A 22,038-nucleotide genomic window follows, 5' to 3' on the forward strand; every position below is an offset into this window, starting at 1 on the left:
TTACACATTATCCTGCGGAAAACGTGTTCGGGTTTGGTCCGATACGACCATCAGCCTTGTCGAGCTTGGTAATTGCATCGTGATCGGTGCCGTTGAGGCGGAAATCGAAAATATCGAAATTTTCCTTGATCCGTGCAGGTGTAACCGATTTCGGGATGACGATATTGCCGGTCTCGATGTGCCAGCGCAGGATGATCTGAGCGACAGATTTGCCGTGCTTATCGGCGATTGATTTCAGCGTTGGATTTTCCAGAATGGTGCCCTGACCAAGTGGGCTCCAGGCTTCCGTCGCGATATCGTGTTTGCTGTGAAACAGACGCAGCTCGTCCTGCTGGAACTGCGGATGCAGCTCAATCTGGTTCAGAACTGGCGTAACGTCGCTTTCCTTCAGAATGCGCTCGAGATCGGCAGTGCGGAAGTTCGACACACCAATGGATTTGGCACGACCTTCTTCCTTCAGCTTGATGAAGGCGCGCCATGTTTCCATGAACAGGTCTTTGGAAGGGATAGGCCAATGGATCAGATAAAGATCCACATAGTCAGTTCCAAGCTTCTTCAGGCTGGTGTCGAACGCCTTGAGGGTCGATTCATAGCCCTGATCGCTGTTCCAGAGTTTGGTCGTGAGATAAATGTCGCTGCGGGCAATGCCTGAATCGTTGATCGCTTTTCCGGTGCCTTCTTCGTTGCCATAGATGGCAGCGGTGTCGATGTGGCGATAGCCGACTTTCAAGGCTTCGCTGACAGCCACAATGGCTTCATCGTTGCCAACCTGCCAGACACCGTAACCGAGCTGTGGAATGTGATTGCCGTCGTTCAGTTTTACCGCCGGTACGGTCATGATCTGTCCTTCCCTCTTACGTGCATACTGTTTGATGTATCATTTCCAGCATATGGGTGTTCGCACAAAAAGTGAAAGGCATTTCCGACATGTTTGTCAGTGATCAGCGTGCTTTCTCCGAGAAAAAGCCAAAGGTTTCAATTTGATGACAAAAAAGGCCGCCGTTATGGTGATAACAGCGGCCTGATAGCTTGTTTGTAAAGAAAAGGCTTAGCGCACCACCACCTGTGTACCAACAGGGACACGTCCGTAAAGATCGGTCACATCTTCGTTACGCATGCGGAAACAACCCGAAGACATGGCTTTGCCAATGGTCCAGGGCTGGTTTGTGCCATGGATACGGTAAAGCGTCGAACCGAGATAAAGTGCGCGTGCACCAAGCGGATTGTTGATGCCACCCTTCATCTGAGCAGGGAGAATACGTCCCTTCTTTCGCTCGCGGGCGATCATTTCCTTTGGTGGTGTCCAGGTTGGCCATTCGGCTTTGCGGCTGATGCGCTGCGTGCCTTTCCAGCCGAAACCTTCCTTGCCAACACCGATGCCGTAACGGCGCGCCTGGCCATTCCCTTCAACGAGATAGAGAAAGCGCTTGCTGGTATCGATCACCAATGTGCCGGGCTTTTCGCCACCCGAATAAGAAACTGTCTGAGGCAGGAAAACTGGATCAAGCTGCTGCTTCTTACGCACAACCTTGGCCGGGTTAGCTGCCGGGCGCTGCTGACTTACATTCTGATAGCGCGGCTTTTGTGGCTGCTTCTGACGGACGACTGTACGCTTATGCGGCTGTGCTGCATCAAGCTGCGGCAGGACACGGACTGCCGGTCCACCGAGCTGCGCGATCCAGCGCTGCGATGTTTCATTGTCAACGCGAACCGGTGGTTGGGTCGCGTAACGATCATTGGCAAAAGCCATGCTGGTGGTCACAATGGAGACGGCGATTGCCGCAAGTGATCCGATCAAAAGCAGATGACGTGGTTTCATAAGCCAAATCCGACTATTTTGCGTCCTGCATTTACGCTGACGCGGTTACCCGTCGCACTCCTGACATCGCCTGTCAGGAGAACGGCCCCGAAATTCATGGGTCCATTGTGCCGGGCAATGGAATCATAAAGGTAAATTTTGCCGCGTATCGGGCTTTGACCTGCTTCAAATTATAGTTGTGGTTAGCGGCAAGTTGCGCGACATGATTAAAAATGAATGAAACTTTGGAGGACAGAAATGAGCGACACGGTGCAGGAAAAGACCGGTTTGATCGTCAATGCGGACGGCAAAATGCGCTGTTTCTGGCCCGGTGAATTGCCTGATTACATAGCCTATCACGATAATGAGTGGGGCGTTCCGGTAACGAGTGATCAGCGTCTGTTCGAGAAAATCTGCCTTGAAGGCTTTCAGTCGGGTCTGTCCTGGCTGACGATCCTGCGCAAGCGTGAGAATTTTCGTGCAGCTTTTGACGGGTTCGATTTCCACCGCGTAGCTCTATACGATGATAAGGATATCGAGCGGCTACTGGCTGACAAAGGTATTGTGCGCCATCGCGGAAAGATCGTGTCCACGATCAACAACGCCAAGCGCGCAATCGAGCTGGTCAAAGAAAAAGGTTCGCTCGCTGCTTATTTCTGGTCCTTTGAGCCGGGTGCAGAGGATCGCCCGCAAGTGGTGGATTATCCGACCTTGTCTGCCAATCCCACAACGGCTACCTCAACCCGGATTTCAAAAGATCTCAAAAAGCGCGGCTGGTCTTTCGTGGGACCAACCACCGTTTACGCCTTCATGCAGGCCATGGGGCTGGTCAATGACCACATTGAAGGTTGCCATTGCCGCTCGAACATCGAAAAGCTTCGGCAAGCACTGACCCGACCGAAGTGATGCCAATGTGCGATGCGCCAGCCTCTTAGCACCATGGTTTAAGAGCGATTGCAGCGAAATCCGTTTTCTGGCACATCTCGTTTTCAGGAGTGTGAAAATGGATATGACATCGCTTGTGGCTTTTGCCGGTATTCTGGTTGTGGCGGCTGGTACGCCGGGGCCAAACATTGGTGCGCTGGTCGCCCGTGTTCTTAGCCGTGGTCATAAGGGCGTGTTTCCATTCATGTTCGGACTTTGGTTGGGTGACGCGATCTGGCTTTCGCTTGCTGTTTGGGGCCTGTCTGCTCTCGCCCACAGCTTCCACACCGTTTTCCTTGTGTTGAAATATCTTGGCGTCGCTTACCTGATCTATCTTTCGTGGAAAATGTGGTTTGCTCCCGTCGCAGAGAGCGTGGACGAGGATGCGATCCCGCGCCATGGAGAGGCAAAGAAGCTCTTCTTCAGCGCTTTGGCGGTTACGCTCGGTAATCCCAAGATCATGGTATTCTACGTCGCGATCCTGCCAACCATCATCGACATCACCCATGTTTCAGTTGTTGGCTGGATGGAATTGCTGCTTGTTATGTTTGTGGTGCTGGCGCTTGTCGACAGCGCCTGGGTGGTGCTTGCAACACAGGCACGGCGCCTGCTTCGCAGTCCACTCGCTATGCAGATCGCCAATCGCACCAGTGCCGGAATGATGGCTGGTGCGGCGGTCGCCATCGCTACACGCTGATTGTGTAGACTACCCTTGCCGCACTCGTCTTGATGCGTTAGGAAACCGGCAACGGATTTGCCGGGTTTGTCCGGCGCAACATGAACAAAATCAACGATCAGGCGGAAAAAATGGCCGATAAAGCGGACAAGATGAAAGCGCGGTTGCCACGCGGGTTTGTCGATCGGGTGCCGGATGATCTGCGCGCCACCGAAAAGATGACGGCGACCATCCGTGAGGTCTACGACCTTTATGGATTTGAGCCGGTGGAAACGCCGCTCATCGAATATACCGACGCGCTTGGAAAGTTCCTGCCGGATCAAGACCGCCCGAATGAAGGCGTGTTCTCGTTTCAGGACGATGATGAGCAGTGGTTGTCGCTGCGCTATGATCTGACCGCACCACTCGCACGCTTTGTGGCTGAGAATTACGAAAGCCTGCCAAAGCCTTATCGCAGCTATCGCAATGGCTGGGTTTTCCGTAACGAGAAGCCGGGTCCGGGCCGTTTCCGCCAGTTCATGCAGTTCGATGCCGACACGGTCGGCGCGCCGAATGTTTCGGCTGATGCCGAAATGTGCATGATGATGGCTGATACAGTTGAGCGTCTTGGCATTCAGCGCGGCGATTACGTGATCCGCGTCAACAATCGGAAAGTTCTCGACGGCGTACTCGAAGCGATTGGCCTTGCAGGCGATGAGAATGCAGGCAAACGCCTCAATGTTCTGCGCGCCATCGATAAGCTCGACAAGTTTGGTGCTGAAGGTGTTCGTCTTCTGCTCGGCAAGGGTCGTCTGGATGAAAGCGGCGATTTCACCAAGGGCGCACTGCTTGACGATGCAGCCGTGGAAAAAGTTCTGGCGTTCACCTCGGCGGGCGGTGCCAATGGTGCCGAAACCATCGCCAATTTGCAGGCCGTTGTTGCTGGTAACACCAAGGGCGAAGAAGGCGTTAAAGAGCTTGCCGATATGGAAGCACTTTTTGATGCTGGTGGTTACGAAGGTCGCGTGAAGATCGACCCGTCCGTGGTTCGCGGTCTTGAATATTACACCGGCCCTGTTTTTGAAGCAGAGCTTCTGTTTGATGTGACCAACGAAGACGGCCAGAAGGTTGTGTTCGGTTCAGTCGGTGGCGGTGGTCGTTATGACGGTCTGGTTTCGCGTTTCCGTGGCGAACCTGTTCCGGCGACTGGTTTCTCGATTGGCGTTTCGCGCCTGATGACGGCCTTGAAGAACCTCGGTAAACTTGATGTTTCCGACGTGGTTGGCCCGGTTGTCGTTCTGGTCATGGACAAGGACGCTGCAAGCCTTGGCCGCTATCAGAAGATGGTTTCCGATTTGCGTCAGTCTGGCATTCGCGCTGAAATGTATGTCGGTGGTTCCGGCATGAAAGCGCAGATGAAATATGCGGATCGTCGCGATGCGCCATGCGTGATCATTCAGGGTTCACAGGAGCGTGACGCGGGCGAAGTTCAGATCAAGGATCTGATCGAAGGCAAGCGTATCTCTGCCGAGATCGAGGACAATGCGACCTGGCGCGAAAGCCGCCCGGCGCAGGTTACGGTCAAGGAAGAAGGTATCATTACGGCGGTTCGCGAAATTCTCGAAGCGCAGGCGCGCGATCGCGCGCAGCAGGCAAAGTGACGGGACTATGACTGGATCACGCACATCACCGATTTTCGCGACGCTTCGTGGTCAGCTTGATGCCAGCGAAGCGGAGCTTGTTGATATTCCGCTGATCCAGCCAGCTGATCCGTTTCTGGATATGGCGGGCGAGGATTTGCGCCGCCGTATTTTCCTGACCGAAAACGAGAATGGCGACAGCCTTTGCCTGCGCCCGGAATTCACCATTCCGGTCTGCCGCAATCACATCGCGCTCAATGCCGCAACGCCCAAGCGTTATGCTTATCTTGGCGAGGTTTTCCGTCAGCGCCGTGATGGCGCTGTGGAGTTCTTACAGGCAGGGATCGAAGATCTCGGTGCTGCCGATGAAGCGGCATCAGATGCACGTTCGATTGGCGATGCGCTAGCATGCGTGAAGTCTGCCTCTACAGACACACAGCTTGAAATCGTTCTCGGTGATCAGGCCGTTTTTGCAGGAATGCTCAAGGCGCTTGGTTTGCCACAGGGCTGGCGCAAGAAACTGCTGCGCGCTTTCGGTGATGAACACACGATGGAAGCAGCCTTTGCAGAGCTGACGGGTGAACAGCGCAACGATCCACTGCCTGAACAGCTCGCCGGACTTGTCGCCGAAGGTGATGAGGCCGGGCTCGCACGCATGCTTGAAACCGAAATGCTGGAAGCCGGTATTTCACCGGGAGCGGGCCGTACGCCTGCCGAGATTGCTCGCCGCCTGATCGAGAAGGAAGATCTGGCCGCAACGCGGTTTCCATCCTCGGCCCTTGAAGTGTTGAAGCGTTTCCTTGCAACGCGTGTTTCGTTGGAAGCTGCAAGCATCACGCTGCGCGCTTTCGCTGCCGACAATGCGCTTGATTTGAGCGCCGTTCTGCAAAAATTCGAAGCACGTACCGATGCGATTATTGCAGCTGGCATTTCGGTGGAAGACATTGTCTATGACGCGTCTTTCGGTCGTCCGCTCGATTATTACACAGGCCTTGTCTATGAAATCCGTCAGGCGGGCAGCGACAAGGATATGGTGCTGGCAGGTGGCGGTCGTTATGACCGTCTGCTGACCATGCTTGGCGCATCCGAAAACATTCCGGGCGTCGGCTTTTCCATCTGGCTCGACCGGCTTCAGGCGCTGAGCGGAGAACAATCATGACTGTGACATTGGCACTCCCTTCCAAGGGACGGTTGAAGGAGCAGACGCTCGCGGTTCTGGAGACGGCTGGATACAAGGTTATTCTGCCTGACGATTCACGCAATTATCGCGCGCGGGTCGAGGGCGAGAATGACATCGATATTCTGTTTCTCTCGGCATCTGAAATCGCACGCGAGCTGGGTTACGGCAGTGTCGATCTGGGCGTGACCGGGGAAGACCTCGTGCGTGAGACACTGGCTCATGCCGACGAGCGTGTGGCGATTGAAGCGGAGCTAGGCTTTGGCCATGCCGATGTTGTGGTTGCAGTGCCGGAAGTCTGGCGCGATGTGACCACAATGGCTGATCTTGACGATGTTGCTGCCGATTTCCGCCAGCGTCATGGTCGCCGTTTGCGCATCGCCACCAAATACTGGCGCCTGACGCAGCAGTTCTTTTCACAGAAGCACGGCATCCAAGTCTATCGCATTGTCGAAAGCCTTGGAGCGACTGAAGGTGCGCCAGCAGCAGGCTCGGCTGATATGATCGTCGATATCACGTCAACCGGTTCGACCCTGACGGCTAATCATCTGAAGGTATTGGAAGACGGTATCATCCTGCGCTCGCAGGCTTGTCTTGTATCTGCCCGTCGCGGTGAGACAAGTGCGCGTGTTGCGGAAGTCGTTGCACGTATTCGTAAAGGTCTTGCAGGCTGATAAGTGCCACATTGAACTAAAAAAGCCGGTCTGAAATTCAGACCGGCTTTTTTTTGTCTTTAGAGCATTTCCTGTTTTTCTTGAATCATTGGAAATGCTCTATCTCTTTGTTTTTTCGCATTATCCGACGCAAAACCGCTTCGCATTTTTGCTGGAAATGCTCTAGTTCGCTGGTTTGCTGCCAATGAGGCCATAATAAGCGATATAAATGTAGCAGATGATCGGCATCAGGAATGCCAGATGAATGCCCACAGTATCGGCTAATGCGCCCTGAATGAGCGGGATAATTGCGCCGCCAACAATGGCCAGACACAGAATGCCGGAACCCTGGCTGGTGTGTTTGCCAAGACCATGCAGCGCGAGGCTGAAGATCGTCGGGAACATGATTGAGTTGAACAGGCCGATAGCAAGTACCGACCACATGGCAACATGGCCTGTGGTAGCGACCGTAATGAGCAGCAGGACGATTGCCATAGCGGCATTAAACGCCAGCGCCTTGCCGTCATCGATATAGCGCATCGCAACGGAGCCGATAAAACGTCCGATCATTGCACCGCCCCAGAAATAGGAAACGTAGTGCGCAGCTTCGGATTCGGCCAGGCCCGCAACATTCGGATCGTTGAGGAAGTTGACTAGGAAACTGCCAACGCTGACCTCAGCGCCGACATATACGAACAGGCCAACAGAACCTAAGACCAGATGGCGATACTGCCAGGCTGAACCATCTTCCTTGGTAATGACAGCGGTTTCTTCTTCCTGAACGTCAGGCAGTTTCAGGATTGCGAAAACAATTGCAAGAACGGCGAAAGCCAATGCCAGCAGCAGATAAGGGAACTGAACAGCGTCTGCCTGCGCAGAGCTTGCAGCATCGCTGGTTGCTGCGGACAGGATCAGGAGGGCACCAAAGGATGGCGCGACGGTTGTGCCGAGCGAGTTGAAAGCCTGAGTAAGCGTCAAACGGCTCGCTGCGGTTTCCGGTGTCCCCAAAACCGTGACATAAGGATTTGCCGCGACCTGCAGGATCGTGACGCCTGAGGCCAGAACAAAAAGCGCTCCGAGAAACAGTGCGTAGACGCGATAAGATGCAGCCGGAATGAACAGGGCGCAGCCGATAGCAGCTATCACCAGACCGGTTACAATGCCCCATTTATAGGAGATACGTTTGACTAGTGCACCGGCTGGCAGCGAGACGATGAAGTAAGCGCCGAAGAAGCAGAACTGGATCAGCATCGACTGGAAGTAGTTGAGCTGAAACACGCCCTTAAGATGCGGGATCAGGATGTCGTTGAGACATGTGATGAAGCCCCACATGAAGAAGAGCATGGTGAGGCTGGCGAGCGCAAAGCTGTAATTTTTGCCCGAATGGGCGTCAGCACGAAGCTGACTGTTCGTTGCGGGTGAAACGGCCATTTTTTCTCTACAAGCTAAGTTATGAGACACGTCTGGGAGGACGAAATGTCTTTCCAAAATGAAAATAGGCGGTTGCATTATCTTACAAGAACGAAGGATGCAATCATTGCGCGTTCTAAGTAACAGTTCTGTGTCTTGATAAAGCGGATACTAAAAAAGCCGCGCTGTTGCGGCGCGGCTTTTTCAAAATATGTATTGCAGCTTGATCAGCCGCGCTTGGCATCGATCGAAATCGAACCCGCACCCTGAAGTGCAAGAAGGATCAGACCACCAGCAATGGCGAGGTTCTTCTGCGCCATCATTGCGTTCATGCCTTCAGCGAAGTTCATGTGCGCTACGAGCGTTGCGCCGATGGTGAACAGAGCCACGATTGCAGCAGCAATACGGGTCTGGAAGCCAACCAGAATGGCGAGACCACCGAGGAATTCAACCAAACCAACCAGAACGGCAGTTACAGTTGGAACCGGAAGGCCGAGGCCTGCAAAGTAACCAGCGGTGCCGGAAATTGCGGTCAGCTTGCTGAAGCCAGCGAGAATGAACAGGATCGAAAGAAAGACGCGTGCGACGAGCGTGGCCAGGCCGTTGCTCTGAGGAGTGATAGAGGACATCAGGGGTATCTCCAATTAAACTGAGCAATCAAATACCTACTCCACACTGTCAAGGAAAGATAGATATTCCTCGACAGTTTGTTCACCGCTTGTGCACAATCATTCCGGTGCGATCATTTTTTCAGCGCGCACCAAACGGTCATAGTCTTCTTCGGAGACGTGCCCGCTCTTCAACGCTTCTTCCCGCAAGGTTGTTCCGTTCTTGTGTGCAGTCTTGGCGATCTTGGCCGCATTGTCATAACCGATAGCTGGAGCCAGAGCGGTCACAAGCATCAGCGAACGTTCAAGAAGATCCTTGATGCGATCTTCATTCGCTTCAATACCTTCAACGCAATGATCTGCGAAGGAAACCATGGCGTCGCTCAGAATACGGATCGATTGCAGCACATTATAAGCAATGACTGGCTTGAAAACATTAAGCTCGAAGTGGCCCTGACTTGCAGCAACCGTAACGGTCGTCTGATTGCCGAAGACTTGTGTTGCGACCATCGTCAAAGCTTCGGCCTGTGTCGGGTTGACCTTGCCGGGCATGATCGAGGAGCCCGGCTCGTTTTCCGGCAGCGATAGTTCGCCAAGGCCGGAGCGTGGGCCGGAACCCAGGAAGCGGATATCGTTGGCTATCTTGAAGAGGTCAGCGGCCAGCGCATTGAGGCTGCCGTGGAAGTTTGCAAGAGCACCGTGGCTTGCAAGTGCCTCAAATTTGTTCGGTGCCGTCTTGAAGCTCAATCCGGTAATTTCGCTCACTGCATCGGCAAAGCCGGTGTCAAAGCCTTTTGGCGCATTCAGGCCCGTACCAACGGCGGTGCCGCCCTGTGCGAGCAGGAAGACGTCAGCGAGGGACTGTTCGATGCGATGGCGCGCATATTCGAGTGCTGCGCGATAGCCGGAGAATTCCTGTCCAAGTGTGACCGGCGTTGCATCCTGCGTGTGCGTGCGTCCGATCTTGATGATGTCCTTGAACGCCTTTTCCTTGGTCTTGAGCGCTTTGGTGAGATACTCAAGTGCCGGGTAAAGCCGGTTTACGGCTTCAACGGCAGTCGCGATGTGAATCGCGGTTGGAAAGCTGTCGTTTGACGACTGGCTCATGTTGACGTGATCGTTTGGATGAACCGGCTTTTTGGAGCCAAGTTCACCGCCGAGAAGCTCAATCGCGCGGTTCGAAATGACCTCGTTGGCATTCATGTTCGACTGCGTACCGGAACCGGTCTGCCAGACGACAAGCGGAAAATGATCGTCGAGTTTGCCTTCAATCACTTCCGATGCCGCAACGGCGATGACCTGCCCCAGAACCGGGTCAAGCTTGCCCAACGCAATATTGGTTTCGGCTGCCGCACGCTTGACGACGCCCAACGCATGAACCAAGGGCAGGGGCATACGCTCGCCGCCAATCTTGAAGTTTTGCAAAGAACGTTGAGTTTGCGCGCCCCAATAACGGTCGGCGGCAACATCGATCGGTCCGAAAGTATCTGTTTCGGTACGCGTGGCAGTCATTTTCAGTCTCCGGCTTGTTTCAAGCGGGTGAAATGCCCGCCTGTAGAATCGAGAATAACAGCATTGGTGGATTATTGGCTATGGAATGCTTGCATTGCAAAGTCTTAGCTCTCAACCATTTGATAAAATATGAATATAAAAGTCAAATTTTATCGACCGCAGCGCATGTCCGGGATTTAGTTATCCTCGTTGTCGTCATCGCCGTCGTCGGTTTCGGAAATCCATGCGGTCGGTTCAACCTTCTGCTGGGTTTTGCTATCGGTGAAAATCCACCAGCCCGTGTCTGTTTCGTCCCAGTCACCACCGCCAGCTTTGAGCTTATCGAGCGAACGATACTGGCCAACCGACTCATTGCGCTGATCGTCATCATCGATCCAGACCACAGTGACTTTCCGCCCGTCTTTTGGCGCGGTCGCTATCGGTAATTCTTTACGCATATGATTATCCATCCCAGTTGTCGTTCTGATAATCATAGGGCGAAAAAGCGTTGCGACAAGCCGGGTTATGCGACCCGTGAGCCATTGTCCGGCTTGTCGCAAGTAAACTAGCCGAGGCGAGCTGCCTTCAAAGCATGGCCCCACCATGCAAGCTGATCAAGCATGTTCTTTGCAGCTTCAGCCAGATGCGGGAAATCATCCAGTGTGTTTTCTTTCTTGACGACTGCCAGATAGTCCGGAAACAGGATGTGTACGCCGGTCTTAACCGACATGGAGGACATTTCGACGGCAATCATGCGTAATTGTTCCACTGCACGTGCACCGCCGACGCCGCCGTGTCCGACAAAACCCATTGGCTTCTGGATCCAGTCACCATAGTCAATAGCATTCTTCAAAACAGCAGTCGGAGCATGGTTGTATTCAGCCGCGGTGAGGATGTAGGCGTCAAATTCGCGAAGCTTGGTTTTCCACTTATCGGCGGTCTCAGCCTGTGCGGTCGTGGTTGTCGTGTCGCCATAAAAGCCCATCGGATAGTCGGCGAGGTCCAGAATTTCGACATCGAATTCAGAACGTTCAGCAGCGACCTTTGCAATCCATTCTGCCGACACCGGCGAAAACCGCTGTTCGCGGGTGCTGCCGACAATCACGGCCACTTTAAGCTTGCTCATGGATATTTCCTTTTTGAGTGGTAACCAATAGAGACTAACGCTATACTAGTGACTAATTATATTGCGCAAGGAGGCACTTTTATGAAACCCGGTGACTTCAAGGAAACCAGCGCTTGTAGAGCCGTGACGGATATTCTCTCCCGTGTCGGCGATAAATGGACGGTTTTGGTGGTGAGCTATCTCGGCAATGGTCCGATGCGGTTTAATGAAATCCGCCGTACGGTCGAGGGCATTTCACAGAAAATGCTGACAACTACGGTGCGTAATCTTGAGCGTGATGGATTCGTATCCCGGACTGTGTTTCCAACCATCCCGCCAAAGGTCGAATACGAACTGACGGAATTGGGTCGCGATCTTCTCAAACCTGTTCGTGGTTTGGGGGAATGGGCAATTGCCAATGAGGCACAGGTAATGATGGCGCGGGCGCGCTATGATGCCCGTCTATCTGGCGATGACCATGTGCACGCAGATGCGGCGGAATAAGCAAGCTAAATGATTGGTCGCTAAAAAGTGGAAAGGCAGGCTTGCGCCTGCCTTTCCTGTTGCCTGAGACAGGACTTCCAAAGTGCGGGGGCAAACAGGAAGTCCATCTCGTATAGCTAGCGATTGATCACGAAAGTTGCCGAAAGTAAATCAGAAAATGCTAAAATACATACGGGCAACATAATAAAGCTTGCGCTAGGTAAATTTTCCATAAATCACAAAGAGTTACATGATGTAAGAAAGGCGTATAACCGGTGCCTTTCCTCGAATTTCTGACTGTGGGTATTGAGAAAAACTACCCGGAAAATTCTAACTATCGCTTAAATCGAGCATAAAAAAACCTCCGGTCGAGACCGGAGGTTTTCTATTTTTGAGCTGCCACCTGCGCCAGATTTCAGCGCAGGTTTGTGCTTTATGGATTTCTTAGAAATCCATACCACCCATACCACCCATGCCGCCAGGCATGCCAGCAGGAGCTGCGTCCTTCTTAGGAAGTTCAGCAATCATGGCTTCCGTGGTGATCAGCAGGCCAGCAACCGAAGCTGCGTTCTGCAGAGCAGTGCGGACAACCTTGACCGGATCGACGATACCGAGTGCGATCAGATCGCCGTATTCGCCGTTTGCAGTGTTGTAGCCGAAGGTTTCCGAAGCGTTTTCAAGGATCTTGCCAACGATTACGGATGCTTCTTCACCGGCGTTGGTCGTGATCTGACGGGCAGGAGCCTGCAGTGCGCGACGAACGATGGCAATACCAGCTTCCTGGTCAGCATTGATACCCTTGACGGAAACCTTTGCCGAAGCGCGGAGCAGAGCGGTACCACCGCCAGCAACGATGCCTTCTTCAACCGCAGCGCGGGTTGCGTTCAGAGCATCGTCAACGCGATCCTTCTTTTCCTTAACTTCGATTTCCGTTGCACCGCCGACGCGGATAACTGCAACGCCGCCAGCAAGCTTAGCAAGACGTTCCTGCAGCTTTTCACGGTCGTAGTCGGAAGAGGTTTCTTCGATCTGCTGCTTGATCTGGCCAACGCGTGCGTCGATTTCAGCCTTCTTGCCAGCGCCATCAACGATGGTGGTGGTTTCCTTGGTGATCGATACCTTCTTGGCGCGGCCGAGCATGTCGAGCGTAACGCTTTCGAGCTTGATGCCGAGGTCTTCGGAGATAACCTGACCGCCGGTGAGGATCGCGATGTCTTCGAGCATTGCCTTACGGCGATCGCCGAAGCCAGGAGCCTTAACAGCAGCAATCTTCAGGCCGCCACGCAGCTTGTTGACTACGAGGGTAGCAAGAGCTTCGCCTTCGACGTCTTCAGCAACGATGATGAGCGGCTTGGAAGTCTGAACGACGGCTTCGAGAACAGGCAGAAGGGCCTGCAGGTTCGAAAGTTTCTTTTCGTGCAGAAGGATGTATGCGTCTTCGAGATCAGCAACCATCTTGTCTGGGTTGGTGACGAAGTATGGCGACAGGTAGCCGCGGTCGAACTGCATGCCTTCAACGACTTCGAGTTCGGTTTCAGCGGTCTTGGCTTCTTCAACCGTGATGACGCCTTCGTTGCCAACCTTCTGCATCGCTTCAGCGATCATCTTGCCGATTTCGGCTTCGCCGTTAGCGGAGATGGTACCGACCTGAGCAACTTCTTCCGAAGTGTTGATCTTCTTGGCCTTCTTGAGAAGTTCAGCAACAACTTCGCCAACTGCGAGATCGATACCGCGCTTCAGGTCCATTGGGTTCATGCCAGCGGCAACAGCCTTGGCGCCTTCCTGAACGATAGCCTGACCGAGAACGGTCGCAGTGGTGGTGCCGTCACCGGCAGTGTCGTTGGTCTTCGAAGCCACTTCGCGCAGCATCTGTGCGCCCATGTTTTCGAACTTGTCTTCCAGTTCGATTTCCTTGGCAACCGATACACCGTCCTTGGTGATGCGTGGAGCGCCGAAGGACTTGTCGATAACAACGTTACGACCCTTTGGGCCGAGCGTTACCTTAACAGCATCAGCGAGGATATCGACGCCGCGCAGCATCTTTTCGCGCGCAGTGCGGCCGAATTTTACGTCTTTAGCAGCCATTTTACTCTCCTGGGAATTTCCCGGTCAGATTATGGTGATGAATGAATTTTTACCGGCTAGACCGCCGGTCAGGCGAAGGTATTAGCCGACGATACCCAAGATGTCGGATTCCTTCATGATCAGCAGGTCTTCGCCACCGATCTTGACTTCGGTGCCCGACCACTTGCCGAACAGAACCTTGTCGCCAGCCTTAACTTCCAGAGCGATCAGCTTACCAGCTTCGTCACGGGCGCCTGCGCCTACAGCGACGATTTCGCCTTCCTGTGGCTTTTCCTTGGCGGTTTCAGGGATGATGATGCCGCCAGCAGTCTTTGCTTCCGATTCTACGCGACGAACGACTACGCGGTCGTGAAGCGGACGGAACTTAATCTCAGCCATGGTATAACCCTTGGTGTTGTAGACGTTGAACCCTGTTTAAGCGAGCCGGCCGGCCCGCGCTGTTAGCACTCTAGATGTCTGAGTGCTAACGTGCCTCAGAGATAGAAGCAGGGCTATTCTTTGTCAAGGATCGTTGCCGTTTTTTGACAGAGCGGAAAATAAATTCTGCATATACAGCTGCCCAGGGCATGGGCGTGCTGTTCCCCGGAATGTGGGGACTATACAGGCGCGGGGCAAGGAGGGCAGGAAAATAAGCGCCTGTGGCTGGTTATGTTCAGGAAATGGCAGGCTTGGTTAACGGCGTCTGATCGGGAGAAAGACTTATCGTTTAAACACAATGCGTTCATCCGGGCGTTCATTTGGACGCAGACGAGCTCAAGCGTGGTGACAGATCAGGCTCATTCTTGTAGAGGAAACCGCAGGATGCCTAAGATGCATCTTCACCAAAGTCGACCGTTTGCTTGAGAATAGCACGGTCGGGCTCCCGATTTTACCGGTCATGGACTGGACCAGCATACTGAGGAAAACCATGAAGATGCCTGAACGCCTGGACGATCTGACGGATGGATATGATGCGATCTTCTGTGATGTCTGGGGTGTTCTTCACAATGGTGAGGTTGCGTTTGCGCCAGCCGTTGCCGCTTTGAAGCGGGCACGCGCCAAGGGATTGACGGTTGTCCTCGTGACCAATGCGCCGCGTCCATATCCGAGCGTGATCGCACAAATGACTCTGCTTGGTGTGCCGGAAGATGCTTATGATCGTGTCGTGACGTCAGGCGACGTGACCCGTGACCTTATTATCGAAGGACCGCGCAAGGTCTTCCATATCGGCAGCGAACGCGAGTTGGCGATTTATGAAGGTCTGGATGTCGAGCTCGTTGAAGAGTTCGAAGCTTCGGGTGTTGTCTGTACTGGTCTTTATGACGATGAAACCGAGACGCCGGAAAATTATACTGAGCTGTTGCAGCGCTTGCGTTCGCGCAATCTCCCATTCATCTGTGCCAATCCGGATATCATGGTTGAACGCGGCCCACGTCTGATCTGGTGTGCTGGTGCGCTGGCGCGTGATTACGGTCAGCTTGGCGGTCGTACTCTGATTGCAGGCAAGCCACATCGCCCGATCTATGAAGCCGCTTCGAAGGCGGTCGAGGAAGTCCGTGGGCATGCCGTTGATAGAAAACGCATTCTCGGCATCGGCGACGGTGTATTGACTGATGTGAAGGGCGCGGCGGATTATGGTCTGGATGTGCTCTATATTTCGGGCGGCGTCCATGCCGCCGATTACGCTGCCGACGGGAATGTTGATTTTGATAAAATGAATGCTTTTCTACAAAAGCATGGCCATTCTCCAATCGCTTCGCTTTATGCCCTCGTCTGATATTTTCGAGAAACTGCTTCGATCATGACAAAACCTGTCTTCCAGCGTCTTTCAGGAACCGATGCACTACCGCTTAACCTACGTGATTGCGTGGTGGCGATCGGCAATTTTGACGGTGTTCATCGTGGCCATCAGGCCGTGCTGGAGCGTGCGCTGGAACTCGCACACAGGGATGGATTGCCTGCAGTTGTGTTGACTTTCGAGCCGCATCCACGCAGTTTTTTCAAGCCGAACGAGCCGATTGAACGCCTCACAGATGCAGTTGAAAAGGCCGAGATACTCCGGCTCATGGGGTTTGATGCGGTTGTTGAGCAGCCGTTTACCGCCGATTTTTCAGCACAGTCCGCAGAAGATTTCGTGCGCAATATCCTTGTCGGGCGGCTGCATGCCAACCGGGTTGTCACGGGGTATGATTTCCATTTTGGCAAGGGACGCCGTGGCACACCGGAATTCCTCGTGGAAGCCGGAACCTCATCGGGCTTTAGTGTTTCTCTGGTAGATGCATTCAGCGACGAGGGCGGTAATGTCGTTTCCTCGACGCGTATTCGCGCGCTTTTGTGCGATGGCGAGGTTGCAGAAGCTGCGGGTCTTCTTGGCTATCGCTACCGAGTCAGCGGTGAAGTTATTCACGGTAAGAAGCTTGGTCGCACGCTTGGCTTTCCAACCGCCAACATGACAATCGATGATCATGTCAGCATGAAACACGGCATTTATGCTGTGCGGTTCCGCAGGGCAGATGGCAGTTTGCATGACGGTGTTGCAAGTTTTGGCCGTCGCCCGACCGTCGACAGTGATGGCAAGCCCTTGCTCGAAACCTTTGTTTTTGATTTTTCCGGCGACCTTTATGGTGAAGTCGCTGAGGTGTCTTTCTTTGGCTATCTGCGCGGTGAAATCAAATTTGACGGTCTCGATCCGCTGATCGTTCAGATGAAACGCGACGAAGAAGAAGCGCGCGCGATTCTGGCGGGAGCACAACCGATATCCGCACTGGATCGTCTCCTGTCCTTTCCAGCTTAGCTATAGCGACGGTCCTGACTTACAGTGGATTTCCACTTCTGAGAGTCATATCGCGAAAAAACTGTAGTAATTTCTACCTGAGATTTAAGTTTAATTTTACATATTCCGTTCAAACAGTGTTAAATGCCCGCAAAGTTTACGGGCCACTGTTCATCGGAGTTTCATGTGACGCGTATTGTCCCTCTTGCCTTTGTTACAGGCGCAGCATTGTTCGTAGGTCCTTTGTCGGTCATTGCTGCGGATATGCAGCAGACGGACGTATATGCGGCTGAGGAAGTGAAGCCCGCCCGCAAGTACTTCTGGTCAGGTGACTGGTATCTCAAGGTCGGTGCGGCTGGCCTTGTTGCTCCGAAGTTCGAAGGTTCCAACAAATATAAATTCTCGGCGCAGCCGCTGGTCTCGCTCGGTCGTCAGGGTGAAGCCGAGCGCTTCTCTTCGCGTAACGACAACGTCTCCTTTGCTGTGATCGATACGGATCGCTTTCGTGTCGGTGCGACGGGCAAGCTTCTGTTCAAGCGCGATACCGATATTGATGGCCTTCACGAAACCAAATTCGGCGGTGAAGCCGGTGGCTTCGTAGACGTCTATCCAACCGATTGGCTGCGTTTCCGTGGCGAAGTGCGTCAGGGTATTCGCGCCCACAAGGGCGTTGTTGCCGATGTTGCAGCAGACGCATTCTATGACGTGACGCCTGTGATCCGCGTTTCGGCCGGCCCACGCGCGACCTTCGCGTCCAAAGACTATTTTAAAACCTATTATGGTGTGACGGCTGAGGAAGCGGTCGCATCTGGCGTTAAGGAATATCGTCCAGGTGGCGGTTGGGAATCGGTCGGTGTTGGTGGCGCGGTTACATGGAAAGCAACCGACAAAATCGATACCAGCCTGTTTGGTGAATATAGCCGTCTTCAGGGTCCGGCAAAGGACTCGAGCATTGTGAAACAGCACGGTTCACGTGATCAGTTTATGGTTGGTATTGCTGCGACTTACCGCTTCGATTTCTCGCTCGACTGATCGAAACACTCTATCCATTTGTTTTTACGCATGTCTCTATCCCAAAACCGGTTCTCACTTTTGGGAGGCATGCTCTATCTGTAAAGTTTTGGAGGGCAGGGCTGCAAGTTTATTGCGTCCTGCCTCTTTATTCCTGCGAAGGTCATTGCTAAAAGCGTGCCCATGATGACGGATTTTCGGCATATCATCGCGGCCATACGAATTATTGGCCCGGCCTTCCTCTAAGCCTTGATGGCGTTGCGTGAAACGCAATGCATGGCAGGAAGGTCCGGGAACGACCGGCTGTGCCTCGCAGCCTTTTGAATTTTCCCGGCTGTATGTTGCAGCCTCCTGAACTTTCAGCATTTTCGCCCGCCATATTGCTGCGCGGGATTGACAGGCAAGTAATAAAATGACCGAGACGACTGCCAAGATCGACTATTCCAAAACTCTCAATCTGCCACAGACCGAGTTTCCAATGCGTGCGGGACTGCCTGCGCGCGAGCCTTTGTTTGTGCAGCGCTGGGAGGAAATGAACCTCTATAAAAAGCTGCGTGAAGACGCGAAGGATCGTCCGCTTTATGTGCTGCATGACGGCCCCCCTTATGCAAATGGCAACATCCATATCGGTCATGCGCTTAACAAGATCCTCAAGGATGTCATCACGCGCTCGTTCCAGATGCGCGGCTTCAACTCGAATTATGTGCCGGGCTGGGATTGTCACGGCCTGCCGATCGAATGGAAGATTGAAGAAAAATACCGCGCACAGGGCAAGAACAAGGACGAAGTTGCAATCAACGAATTCCGCAAGGAATGTCGTGAATTTGCGGCTGGCTGGATCAAGGTCCAGTCGGAAGAGTTCAAGCGCCTCGCAATCTGCGGCGATTTTGAAAACCCATACACGACCATGAATTTCCACGCGGAAGCGCGGATTGCTGGTGAGTTGTTGAAGTTTGCTGCAACCGGCCAGCTTTATCGTGGGTCGAAGCCTGTCATGTGGTCGGTTGTCGAACGCACAGCCCTTGCAGAAGCCGAAGTCGAATATCACGACATTGAGTCGGATATGATCTGGGTGAAGTTCCCGGTCGCAGGTTCTGGCGATCTTGCCGGGAGCTCCGTGGTTATCTGGACAACAACTCCATGGACCATTCCGGGCAATCGTGCCGTGGCCTATTCGACGCGTGTCGAATATGGCCTTTATGAAGTCACAGCTGCTGAAAATGATTTTGGCCCACGTCCCGGCGAAAAGCTTATCTTCGCTGATAAGCTGGCTGACGAATGCGCCAAGAAGGCAAAGCTTGAGTTTAAGCGCCTTCGCGATGTGACCGGCGAAGAGCTTTCCAAGAATGTACTCGATCACCCGCTCAAGGGCTTTGGCGGCGGATACGAATTCGTCGTGCCACTGGTTTCTGGCGATCACGTCACTGACGATGCCGGTACTGGCTTCGTGCACACCGCTCCAAGCCATGGTCGCGAAGACTTTGAAGCTTGGATGGACAACGCACGTGAGCTGGAAGCGCGCGGCATTGATCCGAGCATCCCGTTCCCGGTCGGCGATGATGGCTATTACACCAAGGATGCGCCGGGCTTTGGTCCGGATCGCGAAGGTGGGCCTGCGCGTGTCATCGATGATAACGGCAAGAAGGGCGATGCGAATGATGCTGTCATCAAGCAGCTCATCGCGACTGACAAGCTATTCGCGCGTGGTCGTCTGAAGCATTCCTATCCGCATTCATGGCGCTCGAAGAAGCCGGTTATCTTCCGCAACACGCCACAGTGGTTTGTCTATATGGACAAGAACCTCGGCGATGGCACCACGCTGCGTTCGCGCTCGCTGAAAGCGATTGAAGATACGCGTTTTGTGCCGGCTGCCGGTCAGAATCGTCTTCGTGCCATGATCGAAGGTCGCCCGGACTGGGTGCTTTCGCGTCAGCGCGCATGGGGCGTGCCGATCTGCGTGTTTGCAGATGAGGAAGGCAACATCCTTCAGGACGATGCCGTGAACAAGCGCATCCTTGAAGCGTTCGAGGCAGAAGGTGCGGATGCATGGTTTGCGGACGGTGCGCGTGAGCGTTTCCTCGGTAGCCGTTCCAACGAAAACTGGACACAGGTTCGCGACATTCTCGACGTGTGGTTCGATTCTGGTTCGACGCATACTTTCACGCTGGAAGATCGTCCGGATATGAAATGGCCAGCGGACGTTTATCTCGAAGGCTCCGACCAGCATCGCGGCTGGTTCCACTCGTCGCTGCTGGAGAGCTGCGGAACCCGTGGCCGTGCGCCTTACAATGCTGTCGTCACCCATGGTTTCACCATGGACGAGAACGGCAAGAAGATGTCGAAGTCGCTCGGCAACACTGTCACGCCGCAGGACGTCATCAAGGATTCGGGTGCGGATATTCTCCGTCTATGGGTCATGACGACCGATTATTGGGAAGATCAGCGCCTCGGCAAGAGCATCATCCAGACCAATATCGATGCATATCGCAAGCTGCGTAATACCATTCGCTGGATGCTGGGCACGCTCGCCCATGATGAAGGCGAAAATGTTCCGCATGCAGAACTGCCGGAAATCGAACGCCTGATGCTGCATCGTCTGGCGGAGCTCGATGAAGTCGTGCGTTCGGGCTATGACGCGTTTGATTTCAAGCGGATTGCCCGCGCTCTGATCGACTTCATGAATGTCGAGCTTTCGGCTTTCTATTTCGATATCCGCAAGGATGCGCTTTATTGCGATGCACCATCGAGCGTCCGCCGCAAGGCAGCCCTTCAGACTGTTCGCGCGATTTTTGACCGCGTGACAACCTGGCTTGCTCCAATGCTGCCTTTCACAATGGAAGAAGCCTGGCTCGACCGCTATCCGCAATCTGTTTCGGTGCATCTGGAACAGTTCCGCAAGACGCCTGCCGAATGGCGCGACGATGTGCTGGCTGAAAAGTGGCGCAAGGTTCGTAATGTTCGCCGGGTCGTTACGGGCGCTTTGGAACTGGAACGCGCGGATAAGCGCATCGGTTCTTCTCTGGAAGCAGCGCCCGTTGTCTATATCGCGGACAGGAGCCTTGTCGATTCGCTTGAAGGATTGGATTTCGCTGAAATCTGCATCACCAGTGGCATCGATGTGACTGATGCTGCAGCACCTGCTGATGCCTTCACGCTGGATGACGTGAAGGGCGTTGCAGTTGTTCCGGTTCGTGCAGAAGGTGAGAAGTGCGCGCGTTCGTGGCGATACACCACGGATGTCGGTTCTGACCCGGAATTCCCGGAAGTCTCGGCCCGTGATGCGGCAGCCCTTCACGAGTTGAAGGCTCTCGGCAAGCTTTCGGCATAATAATCAAAGGCCCGGCTGCGGTGTGCATCCGGGCTTTTCGCTTCAGGGCTTGCCTTGTAAAGTGAGGACATGGTGAAATAGCGGTTAATATCGCGATTGCCCGTAGAGATGCTCTCATGTACAAGGCTCTCCTTGAGATAAACTTGCAATCTGCCTTGGAGTTGCCGGTTTCTTGCGGCAAGGGTTGAAAAGAAGCCTTTGACGAAGAGAAAATCGACAGGCGTAAAAGAAGTGGCGCTAATGAAGATTGAAGGACGAGTTCTGGTATTGATGACGGCAGTCGCGGGCCTCGCGCTGTCTGGTTGTGTATCGTCGCCGACCTACGGAACCGACAAAACTGCGAATGCGCAGCTTCTCGATGACGTGTCGAACATGGCAAGCTTTGGTCAGGGCAAGAAAAAAGACCGTATTGATTACAAGCCACGACCTGATCTTGTGCGTCCGGGAGAGGGTGACAAGGGTGTGTTGCCAGCTCCACAGGAAAGTCTTGCAAGTGCGGGCGATCCATCATGGCCAGAATCGCCAGAACAACGCCGCAAGCGCTTGCGTGATGAAATCACCGCAAACCGCGACAATCCGAACTTCGTTTCGCCTGTTGAACAGGACGTACCTGTTGCAAGCAACGTCCGGGCTTCATTGCCAAGTGGTGCCAGCCGTCGCGAAGATTATGAATCGCGCACGCCGACCTTCGATCCAGCCAAGGTTGCTGAGCTGAAGAAACAGCGTGCAGAGCAGACACAAGGTACATCAACCAATCGCCGCTATCTGAGCGAGCCGCCACTTGGTTACCGCCAGCCTGCATCGACAGCAGCTGTTGGTGACATGGGGCAGGATGAGGCGCAGAAAGAACGCGAGCGCAAGAAAGCAGCTGGCGGTGGCGGCAAGAGCTGGCGCGATCTGCTGCCCTGGAATTGATAT

The 22,038-nt window shown here is 53.8% G+C and carries 21 protein-coding genes; 11 read left to right on the plus strand and 10 right to left on the minus strand.

Annotated elements, in window-relative coordinates; genetic code table 11:
* Positions 1 to 7: 7 nt before the first annotated feature.
* Both ACSME1_RS14870 and ACSME1_RS14875 read right to left on the minus strand, forming a co-directional pair.
* Positions 8 to 838: an aldo/keto reductase gene (locus ACSME1_RS14870; protein WP_435655438.1), complete on the minus strand. Its 831-nt coding sequence runs from the start codon at positions 836 to 838 to the stop codon at positions 8 to 10.
* Positions 839 to 1,048: 210 nt separating this feature from the next.
* On the minus strand, positions 1,049 to 1,819 hold the full coding sequence (locus ACSME1_RS14875; RefSeq protein ID WP_435655439.1) for a L,D-transpeptidase: 771 nt from the start codon (positions 1,817 to 1,819) through the stop codon (positions 1,049 to 1,051).
* A 237-nt stretch (positions 1,820 to 2,056) separates the two neighbouring features.
* On the opposite strand from ACSME1_RS14875, the gene ACSME1_RS14880 reads away from it, so the two are divergent.
* From ACSME1_RS14880 to hisG, 5 genes are all read left to right on the plus strand, one after another.
* Entirely contained in the window at positions 2,057 to 2,704 is a 648-nt protein-coding gene (locus ACSME1_RS14880; protein ID WP_024897725.1) for a DNA-3-methyladenine glycosylase I, read from the plus strand.
* Positions 2,705 to 2,801: 97 nt separating this feature from the next.
* Positions 2,802 to 3,419, plus strand: a complete 618-nt coding sequence (locus tag ACSME1_RS14885) for a LysE family translocator (protein ID WP_435655440.1) — start codon at positions 2,802 to 2,804, stop codon at positions 3,417 to 3,419.
* 110 nt (positions 3,420 to 3,529) lie between these two features.
* A complete protein-coding gene (hisS, locus tag ACSME1_RS14890) occupies positions 3,530 to 5,038 on the plus strand; it encodes a histidine--tRNA ligase (RefSeq protein WP_024897727.1) in 1,509 nt (502 codons plus the stop codon).
* Between the two features lie 7 nt (positions 5,039 to 5,045).
* Positions 5,046 to 6,176: an ATP phosphoribosyltransferase regulatory subunit gene (locus ACSME1_RS14895; RefSeq protein WP_435655441.1), complete on the plus strand. Its 1,131-nt coding sequence runs from the start codon at positions 5,046 to 5,048 to the stop codon at positions 6,174 to 6,176.
* Positions 6,173 to 6,868 (plus strand): ATP phosphoribosyltransferase, encoded by a 696-nt coding sequence (gene hisG / locus ACSME1_RS14900; RefSeq protein ID WP_024897729.1) that lies wholly within the window; start codon positions 6,173 to 6,175, stop codon positions 6,866 to 6,868. The genes ACSME1_RS14895 and hisG overlap by 4 nt, the downstream gene beginning before the upstream one ends.
* Positions 6,869 to 7,030: 162 nt before the next feature.
* On the opposite strand, the gene ACSME1_RS14905 is transcribed toward hisG, so the two are convergent.
* The 5 genes from ACSME1_RS14905 to ACSME1_RS14925 all read right to left on the minus strand — a co-directional run bounded on the left by ACSME1_RS14905 (position 7,031) and on the right by ACSME1_RS14925 (position 11,482).
* Positions 7,031 to 8,278, minus strand: a complete 1,248-nt coding sequence (locus ACSME1_RS14905) for a sugar MFS transporter (RefSeq protein WP_105707898.1) — start codon at positions 8,276 to 8,278, stop codon at positions 7,031 to 7,033.
* Between the two features lie 206 nt (positions 8,279 to 8,484).
* Complete coding sequence (locus ACSME1_RS14910) at positions 8,485 to 8,886, minus strand: DoxX family protein (RefSeq protein ID WP_024897731.1); 402 nt, start codon at positions 8,884 to 8,886, stop codon at positions 8,485 to 8,487.
* 99 nt (positions 8,887 to 8,985) lie between these two features.
* The gene (gene fumC / locus ACSME1_RS14915) at positions 8,986 to 10,377 is read right to left on the minus strand and encodes a class II fumarate hydratase (protein ID WP_100557732.1); all 1,392 of its coding nucleotides are present in this window, start codon (positions 10,375 to 10,377) and stop codon (positions 8,986 to 8,988) included.
* 176 nt (positions 10,378 to 10,553) lie between these two features.
* Positions 10,554 to 10,814: a hypothetical protein gene (locus ACSME1_RS14920; RefSeq protein ID WP_024897733.1), complete on the minus strand. Its 261-nt coding sequence runs from the start codon at positions 10,812 to 10,814 to the stop codon at positions 10,554 to 10,556.
* Between the two features lie 107 nt (positions 10,815 to 10,921).
* On the minus strand, positions 10,922 to 11,482 hold the full coding sequence (locus ACSME1_RS14925) for an NADPH-dependent FMN reductase (protein WP_024897734.1): 561 nt from the start codon (positions 11,480 to 11,482) through the stop codon (positions 10,922 to 10,924).
* An 81-nt stretch (positions 11,483 to 11,563) separates the two neighbouring features.
* On the opposite strand from ACSME1_RS14925, the gene ACSME1_RS14930 reads away from it, so the two are divergent.
* Positions 11,564 to 11,965: a winged helix-turn-helix transcriptional regulator gene (locus ACSME1_RS14930; protein WP_024897735.1), complete on the plus strand. Its 402-nt coding sequence runs from the start codon at positions 11,564 to 11,566 to the stop codon at positions 11,963 to 11,965.
* A gap of 423 nt (positions 11,966 to 12,388) precedes the next feature.
* On the opposite strand, the gene groL is transcribed toward ACSME1_RS14930, so the two are convergent.
* Both groL and groES read right to left on the minus strand, forming a co-directional pair.
* On the minus strand, positions 12,389 to 14,029 hold the full coding sequence (gene groL, locus ACSME1_RS14935; protein ID WP_024897736.1) for a chaperonin GroEL: 1,641 nt from the start codon (positions 14,027 to 14,029) through the stop codon (positions 12,389 to 12,391).
* Between the two features lie 81 nt (positions 14,030 to 14,110).
* Positions 14,111 to 14,407, minus strand: coding sequence for a co-chaperone GroES (gene groES, locus ACSME1_RS14940; RefSeq protein ID WP_024897737.1), 297 nt, complete (start codon positions 14,405 to 14,407; stop codon positions 14,111 to 14,113).
* Between the two features lie 529 nt (positions 14,408 to 14,936).
* Between groES and ACSME1_RS14945 the strand changes: the two genes are divergently transcribed.
* The 3 genes from ACSME1_RS14945 to ACSME1_RS14955 all read left to right on the plus strand — a co-directional run bounded on the left by ACSME1_RS14945 (position 14,937) and on the right by ACSME1_RS14955 (position 17,813).
* Positions 14,937 to 15,785 carry a TIGR01459 family HAD-type hydrolase gene (locus tag ACSME1_RS14945; protein ID WP_024897738.1) on the plus strand — a complete coding sequence of 283 codons (849 nt, stop codon included), beginning with the start codon at positions 14,937 to 14,939 and terminating at the stop codon, positions 15,783 to 15,785.
* A gap of 24 nt (positions 15,786 to 15,809) precedes the next feature.
* Complete coding sequence (locus tag ACSME1_RS14950; RefSeq protein WP_105707896.1) at positions 15,810 to 16,802, plus strand: bifunctional riboflavin kinase/FAD synthetase; 993 nt, start codon at positions 15,810 to 15,812, stop codon at positions 16,800 to 16,802.
* A 165-nt stretch (positions 16,803 to 16,967) separates the two neighbouring features.
* Positions 16,968 to 17,813 carry a MipA/OmpV family protein gene (locus tag ACSME1_RS14955; protein ID WP_024897740.1) on the plus strand — a complete coding sequence of 282 codons (846 nt, stop codon included), beginning with the start codon at positions 16,968 to 16,970 and terminating at the stop codon, positions 17,811 to 17,813.
* 54 nt (positions 17,814 to 17,867) lie between these two features.
* On the opposite strand, the gene ACSME1_RS14960 is transcribed toward ACSME1_RS14955, so the two are convergent.
* A complete protein-coding gene (locus tag ACSME1_RS14960; protein ID WP_146113150.1) occupies positions 17,868 to 18,224 on the minus strand; it encodes a hypothetical protein in 357 nt (118 codons plus the stop codon).
* On the opposite strand from ACSME1_RS14960, the gene ileS reads away from it, so the two are divergent.
* Complete coding sequence (ileS, locus tag ACSME1_RS14965) at positions 18,205 to 21,120, plus strand: isoleucine--tRNA ligase (RefSeq protein ID WP_105707894.1); 2,916 nt, start codon at positions 18,205 to 18,207, stop codon at positions 21,118 to 21,120. The genes ACSME1_RS14960 and ileS overlap by 20 nt on opposite strands.
* A 240-nt stretch (positions 21,121 to 21,360) precedes the next feature.
* Positions 21,361 to 22,035: a hypothetical protein gene (locus ACSME1_RS14970; RefSeq protein ID WP_024897743.1), complete on the plus strand. Its 675-nt coding sequence runs from the start codon at positions 21,361 to 21,363 to the stop codon at positions 22,033 to 22,035.
* Positions 22,036 to 22,038: the final 3 nt, after the last annotated feature.

The sequence above is a fragment of the Brucella pituitosa genome (assembly GCF_965577835.1).
GTDB classification, from domain to species: Bacteria; Pseudomonadota; Alphaproteobacteria; order Rhizobiales; family Rhizobiaceae; genus Brucella; species Brucella pituitosa.

What these genes read in the sequence shown, in the direction of transcription:
- ACSME1_RS14970 (WP_024897743.1), top strand. Translation starts at nt 21,361, where the DNA reads ATGAAGATTGAAGGACGAGTTCTGGTATTGATGACGGCAGTCGCGGGC.
- hisG (WP_024897729.1), top strand. Translation starts at nt 6,173, where the DNA reads ATGACTGTGACATTGGCACTCCCTTCCAAGGGACGGTTGAAGGAGCAG.
- groES (WP_024897737.1), bottom strand. Translation starts at nt 14,407, where the DNA reads ATGGCTGAGATTAAGTTCCGTCCGCTTCACGACCGCGTAGTCGTTCGT.
- ACSME1_RS14920 (WP_024897733.1), bottom strand. Translation starts at nt 10,814, where the DNA reads ATGCGTAAAGAATTACCGATAGCGACCGCGCCAAAAGACGGGCGGAAA.
- ACSME1_RS14875 (WP_435655439.1), bottom strand. Translation starts at nt 1,819, where the DNA reads ATGAAACCACGTCATCTGCTTTTGATCGGATCACTTGCGGCAATCGCC.
- ACSME1_RS14925 (WP_024897734.1), bottom strand. Translation starts at nt 11,482, where the DNA reads ATGAGCAAGCTTAAAGTGGCCGTGATTGTCGGCAGCACCCGCGAACAG.
- fumC (WP_100557732.1), bottom strand. Translation starts at nt 10,377, where the DNA reads ATGACTGCCACGCGTACCGAAACAGATACTTTCGGACCGATCGATGTT.
- ACSME1_RS14880 (WP_024897725.1), top strand. Translation starts at nt 2,057, where the DNA reads ATGAGCGACACGGTGCAGGAAAAGACCGGTTTGATCGTCAATGCGGAC.
- ACSME1_RS14910 (WP_024897731.1), bottom strand. Translation starts at nt 8,886, where the DNA reads ATGTCCTCTATCACTCCTCAGAGCAACGGCCTGGCCACGCTCGTCGCA.
- ACSME1_RS14945 (WP_024897738.1), top strand. Translation starts at nt 14,937, where the DNA reads ATGAAGATGCCTGAACGCCTGGACGATCTGACGGATGGATATGATGCG.
- ACSME1_RS14930 (WP_024897735.1), top strand. Translation starts at nt 11,564, where the DNA reads ATGAAACCCGGTGACTTCAAGGAAACCAGCGCTTGTAGAGCCGTGACG.
- ileS (WP_105707894.1), top strand. Translation starts at nt 18,205, where the DNA reads ATGACCGAGACGACTGCCAAGATCGACTATTCCAAAACTCTCAATCTG.
- groL (WP_024897736.1), bottom strand. Translation starts at nt 14,029, where the DNA reads ATGGCTGCTAAAGACGTAAAATTCGGCCGCACTGCGCGCGAAAAGATG.
- ACSME1_RS14950 (WP_105707896.1), top strand. Translation starts at nt 15,810, where the DNA reads ATGACAAAACCTGTCTTCCAGCGTCTTTCAGGAACCGATGCACTACCG.
- hisS (WP_024897727.1), top strand. Translation starts at nt 3,530, where the DNA reads ATGGCCGATAAAGCGGACAAGATGAAAGCGCGGTTGCCACGCGGGTTT.
- ACSME1_RS14895 (WP_435655441.1), top strand. Translation starts at nt 5,046, where the DNA reads ATGACTGGATCACGCACATCACCGATTTTCGCGACGCTTCGTGGTCAG.
- ACSME1_RS14905 (WP_105707898.1), bottom strand. Translation starts at nt 8,278, where the DNA reads ATGGCCGTTTCACCCGCAACGAACAGTCAGCTTCGTGCTGACGCCCAT.
- ACSME1_RS14870 (WP_435655438.1), bottom strand. Translation starts at nt 838, where the DNA reads ATGACCGTACCGGCGGTAAAACTGAACGACGGCAATCACATTCCACAG.
- ACSME1_RS14885 (WP_435655440.1), top strand. Translation starts at nt 2,802, where the DNA reads ATGGATATGACATCGCTTGTGGCTTTTGCCGGTATTCTGGTTGTGGCG.